Source organism: Thauera phenylacetica B4P, from assembly GCF_000310225.1.
GTDB lineage: Bacteria > Pseudomonadota > Gammaproteobacteria > Burkholderiales > Rhodocyclaceae > Thauera > Thauera phenylacetica.
On sequence record NZ_AMXF01000230.1, the window covers coordinates 1 to 6,552 of the forward strand.

Genomic DNA, 6,552 nt, shown 5'->3' on the forward strand with positions numbered 1-6,552 from the left:
GGGCCGGCCGCGAAGGGCGTGGCGCGCGAGCCGGCCAGCGCGGCGGCGATGCGTGCGCGCACCGGCTCGCTGGCGAGATCGATGCCGGCCGAGTTGCTGCGCTGCGCGCCGAACAGATCGGAAGGCAGCGTGATCCTGGGATGCGGTGCGCCGGCGAGCGGGGCGGCCTGCTCGACCGGGTCGGCGATCAGCTCGTCCACCGGCACGCGCTCGTCGACGATGCGGTTCACGAAGCTGGTGTTGGCGCCGTTCTCGAGCAGGCGGCGCACCAGGTAGGCGAGCAGGGTCTCGTGGCTGCCCACCGGCGCGTAGATGCGCACCAGGCGGTGGCGGCCGGTCTGGCCGACGATCTGGTCGTAGAGCGGCTCGCCCATGCCGTGCAGGCACTGGAACTCGTAGTCGCCCGGCTGCCAGGCGCGGCCGTCGGCGGCGGCGAGGTGGAAGATCGCCGCCAGCGAGTGCGCGTTGTGGGTGGCGAACTGCGGGTAGATGGCGTCGCGCGCGGCGAGCAGCTTCTTCGCGCAGGCGAGGTAGGAGACGTCGGTGTACACCTTGCGCGTGTACACCGGGTAGCCGGCCAGCCCGTCGATCTGCGCGCGCTTGATCTCGGCGTCCCAGTAGGCGCCCTTGACCAGGCGCACCATCATGCGCTGCCCGCTGCGGCGGGCGAGGTCGATGACGAAGTCGAGCACCTGCGGCGCGCGCTTCTGGTAGGCCTGCACCACGAAGCCCAGGCCGGTCCAGCCGGCGAGCGCGTCGTCGAGCGCGAGCGCCTCGAGCAGGTCGAGCGAGATGTCCAGGCGGTCGGCCTCCTCGGCGTCGATGTTGAGGCCGATGTCGTGGCGCCTGGCCTGCAGGCACAGGGTCTTCAGCTTCGGCAGCAGCTCGGCGAGCACGCGCTCGCGCTGCGACCAGGTGTAGCGCGGGTGCAGGGCCGAGAGCTTCACCGAGATGCCGTTGCCGTCGACCACGCCGCGGCCCTTCGAGCCCTTGCCGATGGCCTCGATCGCGCGCTCGTAATCCTTGAAGTAGCGCTCGGCGTCCGCAGCGGTCATCGCGGCCTCGCCGAGCATGTCGAAGGAGTAGCGGTAGCCCTTGTGCTCGTGCTCGCGGCCGCGCTTCAAGGCCTCGTCGATGTCGCGGCCGGTGACGAACTGCTCGCCCAGCATGCGCATCGCCAGGTCCATGCCCTTGCGGATCAGCGGCTCGCCGCCGCGCGCCACCAGGCGGGTGAGCGCCGAGGACAGGCCCTCCGCGCTGCTGGTCGACACCAGCCGGCCGGTGATCAAGAGGCCCCAGGTCGCGGCGTTGACGAACAGCGAGGGGCTGTTGCCGATGTGCGCGCGCCAGTCGCCGTCGGCGAGCTTGTCGCGGATCAGGCGGTCGGCGGTGGCCTTGTCGGGCACGCGCAGCAGCGCCTCGGCCAGGCACATCAGCGCCACGCCCTCCTGGCTGGAGAGTGAGAACTCCTTCATCAGCGCATCCACGCCGGACGAGCGCGAGCGGGTGGCGCGCAGGCCGCTGACGAGGTCGTGGGCGAGGCTGCGGACGGGTTCGCGCAGCTCGGAGGGGATGCGCGCGGCCTCCACCAGCACGGGCACGCAAACCGGCTCGGGCGTGCGCCAGGCGGTGTCGATCGCCTGGCGCAGGGCTGCGCGCGGCGCGGACGGCCGCGCTGCGGCAGTGGCTTCGGTGGGTCGGGGATGGCGGGTGGGCGGCAGATTGGGCGTGGACATGGTCGGGTGCTCCGGAGGCTTGCCGGCCGTCCTGGCGGAGGTCGGCCACAGGCGTTGTATCGAGTGGATGAGGTCGGGCAGACCGGGACAGGATCCGCGACCGACCGAACGGCTGAATTCTTTGCCAAATGGCCTAGTTAATGGCTCCAAAGTTCGCGTTTATAGAGCCATAATTCCCGTTCTCTGCTGCCTATCCAGGCAAATTGCCTGCCCCACCGCAATGGATCGTATCGATCGCAAAATCCTCGAGGAGCTGCAAGCCGACGCCCGCCTGTCGATCGTCGAGCTGTCGCGCCGCGTCGGCCTCACCAAGACGCCTTGTGCGGAGCGCGTGCGCCGGCTGGAAAAGGCCGCCGTGATCCGCGGCTACCACGCCGCGCTCGACCCCGACGCGGTCGGCGCCGGCCACATCGTCGTCGTCCAGGTGCTGCTCACCAGCACCACCGAACAGGACCTGCGCCGCTTCAACGACGCCGTGCGCCGCATCCCCGAGATCGAGTCCTGCCTGATGATCGCCGGCGACTTCGACTACCTGCTCAAGGTGCGCACCCGCGACATCAACGAATACCGCCGCGTGATGGGCGAGCAGATCTCCGGCCTGCCGTGCGTGAAGCAGACCCACACCTACGTGGTGATGGAGGCGGTGAAGGACGAGCGTAGCCTGCCGGTGCGGCCGCCTGTCTGACGGCCGCCGCGGGCTTGCCTGCGGCAGTGCGCTTGCCCGCGCAGCAGCATCTTTTTCGGCGGGTGGCGTGCAGACGGCCCGAGGGTCCCTTGGTGTAACATTCCGGCCAAAGCATCGGCTGCCGTCCGCCGGGTGGCGGCCCCCTCACGAGAGACATCCAATCCATGGTTCCGCACCTCACTACCGCGCTCACCGGCCCCCTGCTGGAGCTCGAGCGCCAGTTCCTCGACAACGCCTGCGACATCGAAAGGTGGTTCCGCGACCAGTGGCAGGACCACATGCCGCCCTTCTACGGCTCGACCGACCTGCGCAACTCGGGCTTCAAGCTCGCGCCGGTCGACCTGAACCTGTTCCCGGGCGGCTTCAACAACCTCAACGACGCCTTCATGCCCTTGTGCGTGCAGGCGGCGCAGGCGGCGATCGAGCGCATCTGCCCGGACGCCAGCAAGCTGCTGCTGATCCCCGAGAACCACACCCGCAACCAGTTCTACCTGCAGAACGTCGCCAAGCTGGTGTCTATCCTGCGCCTCACCGGGCTGGATGTGCGCATCGGCAGCCTGCTGCCCGAGATCGCCGAGCCCACCGTGCTGGAGCTCGCCAACGGCGCCACGCTGACGCTGGAGCCGCTGCGCCGCAGCGGCAGCCGCCTCGGCCTGGACAACTTCGACCCTTGCGCGGTGCTGCTCAACAACGACCTTTCGGCGGGCATCCCGCAGGTGCTCAAGGGCCTCGACGAGCAATGGTTGATCCCGCCGCTGCACGCGGGCTGGCACAAGCGCCGCAAGTCGAAGCACGCCGAGTGCTACGACCGCGTCGCGCGCGAGTTCGCCAGCGCGATCGGCATCGACCCGTGGCGCATCAACCCCGAGTTCGGCGTGTGCGGCCAGATCAACTTCCAGGAGCGCACCGGCGAGGAGTGCCTGGCCGGCCAGGTGGATTCGCTGCTCACCCGCATCCGCGCCAAGTACAAGGAGTACGGCGTCACCGACGAGCCCTTCGTGGTGGTCAAGGCCGACGCCGGCACCTACGGCATGGGCGTGATGACGGTCAAGGACGCCTCCGAGGTGGTCGGCCTCAACCGCCGCCAGCGCAACAAGATGGCGGTGGTCAAGGAAGGCCTGCAGGTGCACGAGGTCATCATCCAGGAGGGCGTGCACACCTTCGAGACGGTCGAGGACGGCGTCGCCGAGCCGGTCGTCTACATGATGGACCACTACGTGGTGGGCGGCTTCTACCGCGTCCACACCGAGCGCGGCCGCGACGAGAACCTCAACGCGCCCGGCATGCACTTCAAGCCGCTCGCCTTCGACACCAGCGGCACCATGCCCGACGCCGCCCAGGGCCCGGATGCGCCGCCGAACCGCTTCTATGCCTACGGCGTGGTCGCGCGCCTGGCGCTGCTCGCGGCCTCGGTCGAGATCGAGGAGACCGCGCCCGCCGAGGACGAGGACGCGCTGGCCGCATGATGTTGTTTGGCCCCGTATGCGCGGCGCGAGCCGCGAGGGGCTGAAGGCGATGCGGCCGACTGGGCGCCGGCCGAGAGGCTCGCGGCTTCTGCCGCTCCTGCAGGGGGCGAGCCGGTCGTCGTGCAGGGGTCGGAGCGGCTGTTGCACAATGGCTCGCGGCGCTTGCCGCATCTGCAGCCCGGAGACGGGCAGTCAATGGAACGTTTGATCAAGTCATGACCCGCAAGCTCAAGCTCCTCTTCATCCTCGACCCGCTCGAGGGCCTCAAGGCCTACAAGGACTCCAGCGTCGCGATGATGCGCGCCGCCGCACGGCGCGGGCACGAGGTGTGGGCGCTGCAGCGCGCCGGCCTCACCTGGCGCGAGGGCGTGGTGATCGGCACCGGCTGCGTGCCGCTCGAGGTCGGCGCCGACGATGCGGCCTGGTATCGCGCGGGCGAGGCGCAGGCGCTGCCGCTGGCCGCCTTCGACGCGGTGCTGATGCGCCAGGACCCGCCCTTCGACTTCGAGTACGTCACCGCCACCTGGCTGCTCGAGCGCGCGGCGCAGGCCGGCGTGCGCGTGTTCAACGACCCGCGCGCGGTGCGCGACCACTCCGAGAAGATCGCGATCACCGAGTTCCCGCAGTTCACCGCCACCACGCTGGTGGCGCGCGACCCGGCCGACATCCACGCCTTCATCGACGAGCTCGGCGACGTCATCCTCAAGCCGCTCGACGGCATGGGCGGCAGCCAGATCTTCCGTGTCCGCAAGGACGACCCCAACCGCAACGTGATCGTGGAGACGCTGGCCCACGAGGGCATGCGCACCATCATGGCGCAGCGCTACCTGCCGCAGATCGTCGACGGCGACAAGCGCGTGCTGATCATCGGCGGCGAGGTCGTGCCGTTCTCGCTCGCGCGCATCCCGCGGGCGGGCGAGACGCGCGGCAACCTCGCCGCCGGCGGGCGCGGCGTGGCGATGGCGCTCACCGCGCGCGAGCGCGAGATCGCCGGCTTCCTCGCGCCGACGCTGTGGGCGCGCGGGCTGCTGATCGTCGGGCTGGACGTGATCGGCGGCCACCTCACCGAGATCAACGTCACCAGCCCCACCTGCATGGTGGAGATCGCCACCCAGCAGGGCTTCGACGTGGCCGGCCTGGTGATCGACAAGCTGGAGCGGGCGTGCGGCTGAGCCTGCGCCCGAGCCTCTCCGCCTTCCCCGATCCGCGTGCTGCGGCGGACGCGCTGCGCGTCCTCGCGCTGGCCGCCTGCGCGCTGCTGCTCGCGGCCTGCTCGCGCGCGCAGGTCTTCCATCACGAGGCCTACGTCTTCGGCACCCGGGTCGACGTCGCGGTGTATGGCGAGAACCAGGCCGAGGCCGACCGCGCCGCCGCCGCGGTGCTGCGGGAGTTCGACCGCCTGCATCGCGCCTACCACGCCTGGGAGCCCTCCGAGCTCACCGCCCTCAACGCCGCGATCGCGCGCGGCGAGGCCGCCACCGTGTCCGACGAGCTCGCCGCGATCCTGAGGGACGCGCAGGCGATCGCCGCCACCGGCGACGGCCTCTTCGACCCCGCGCTCGGCGGCCTGGTCGCGCTGTGGGGCTTTCACACCGACACCTTCGTGCCGCAGCGCCCCGACCCCGACAGGCTGCAGGCCCTGCTCGCCGCGCGCCCCTCGATGGCCGACCTCGTCATCGACGGCAACCGGGTCGAGAGCCGCAACCCGGCGGTGCAGCTCGACCTCGGCGGCTACGCCAAGGGCTACGCGCTCGACCGCGCCGCGGCGATCCTGCGGGAGGCGGGCACCGTCAACGCGCTCATCAACATCGGCGGCAACGTCATGGCGCTCGGCCGCAAGGGCGACCAGCCCTGGCGGATCGGCATCCAGCACCCGCGCGCGCCCGCGCCGCTCGCCACCCTGCCGCTCTACGACGGCGAGGCGATCGGCACCTCGGGCGACTACCAGCGTTACTTCGAGCTCGACGGCGAGCGCTACGCCCACCTGCTCGACCCGCGCACCGGCCAGCCCGGGCACGGCACGCAGTCGCTCACCGTGCTCGTCACCCCGCGCGCCAAGGCCGGCACGCTGTCGGACGCGCCGAGCAAGCCGGCCTATCTCGCCGGTGACGAATGGCGCGAACAGATTCGCCGTTTCGGCATCGAACATGCACTGCGCGTGTCCGGAGACGGCCGCGTGGAGATCACCCGCGCGCTGCGTGCGCGCCTGCAGTTCCCGTCGCCGGTGGAGGCGACGGTCGTTGATTGAGATCCACAAAGGAGGGAGGACAACATGGACATGACCCCGCAAACCGCCTGGCTGCTCGCCATCTCCGCCGTCGTCATCGTCGGCGTGATCGCGTTCTTCGTCGGGCGCTCGAGCGCCGGTACCAAGGGACGCATCGACGAGCTCGAGGCCGAGCTGGCGCGCAAGGGCGAGGAGGCCGAGCGCTACCGCAAGGAGGTCGACGCCCACTTCGACAAGACCGCGACCCTGTTCGTGTCGATGGCGGGCTCGTACAAGGAGCTCTTCGAGCACCTGTCCGCAGGTTACGACAAGCTCTCCGGCGCTTCGGCGCGCGAGCGCTTCCAGGAGCGCGTCGATGCGCTGCTGCCCCGCCGCGTGGTCGAGCCGGCCACCGCCGGCGCGCTGCTCGCGGGTGCGGCGACGGCGGCCGCGGCGGCG

The 6,552-nt window shown here is 70.7% G+C and carries 6 protein-coding genes; 5 read left to right on the forward strand and 1 reads right to left on the reverse strand.

Translation table 11 applies throughout. From position 1 onward, the window contains the following. On the reverse strand, positions 1-1,736 hold a 1,736-nt coding region (locus C667_RS19015), incomplete at its 3' end, for a proline dehydrogenase family protein (protein ID WP_004376466.1). Positions 1,737-1,956: 220 nt separating this feature from the next. Between C667_RS19015 and C667_RS19020 the strand changes: the two genes are divergently transcribed. The 5 genes from C667_RS19020 to C667_RS19040 all read left to right on the forward strand — a co-directional run. After that, a complete protein-coding gene (locus tag C667_RS19020) occupies positions 1,957-2,421 on the forward strand; it encodes an Lrp/AsnC ligand binding domain-containing protein (RefSeq protein WP_004376468.1) in 465 nt (154 codons plus the stop codon). A gap of 164 nt (positions 2,422-2,585) precedes the next feature. After that, positions 2,586-3,887: a glutamate--cysteine ligase gene (gene gshA, locus C667_RS19025; RefSeq protein ID WP_004376470.1), complete on the forward strand. Its 1,302-nt coding sequence runs from the start codon at positions 2,586-2,588 to the stop codon at positions 3,885-3,887. A 215-nt stretch (positions 3,888-4,102) separates the two neighbouring features. Then, positions 4,103-5,059, forward strand: a complete 957-nt coding sequence (gshB, locus tag C667_RS19030) for a glutathione synthase (RefSeq protein WP_004376472.1) — start codon at positions 4,103-4,105, stop codon at positions 5,057-5,059. 53 nt (positions 5,060-5,112) lie between these two features. Continuing rightward, positions 5,113-6,135, forward strand: a complete 1,023-nt coding sequence (locus tag C667_RS19035; RefSeq protein ID WP_039922252.1) for an FAD:protein FMN transferase — start codon at positions 5,113-5,115, stop codon at positions 6,133-6,135. Between the two features lie 30 nt (positions 6,136-6,165). Beyond that, positions 6,166-6,552 (forward strand): Z-ring associated ZapG family protein (locus tag C667_RS19040; protein ID WP_157302418.1); only part of this gene is annotated, 387 nt, incomplete at its 3' end.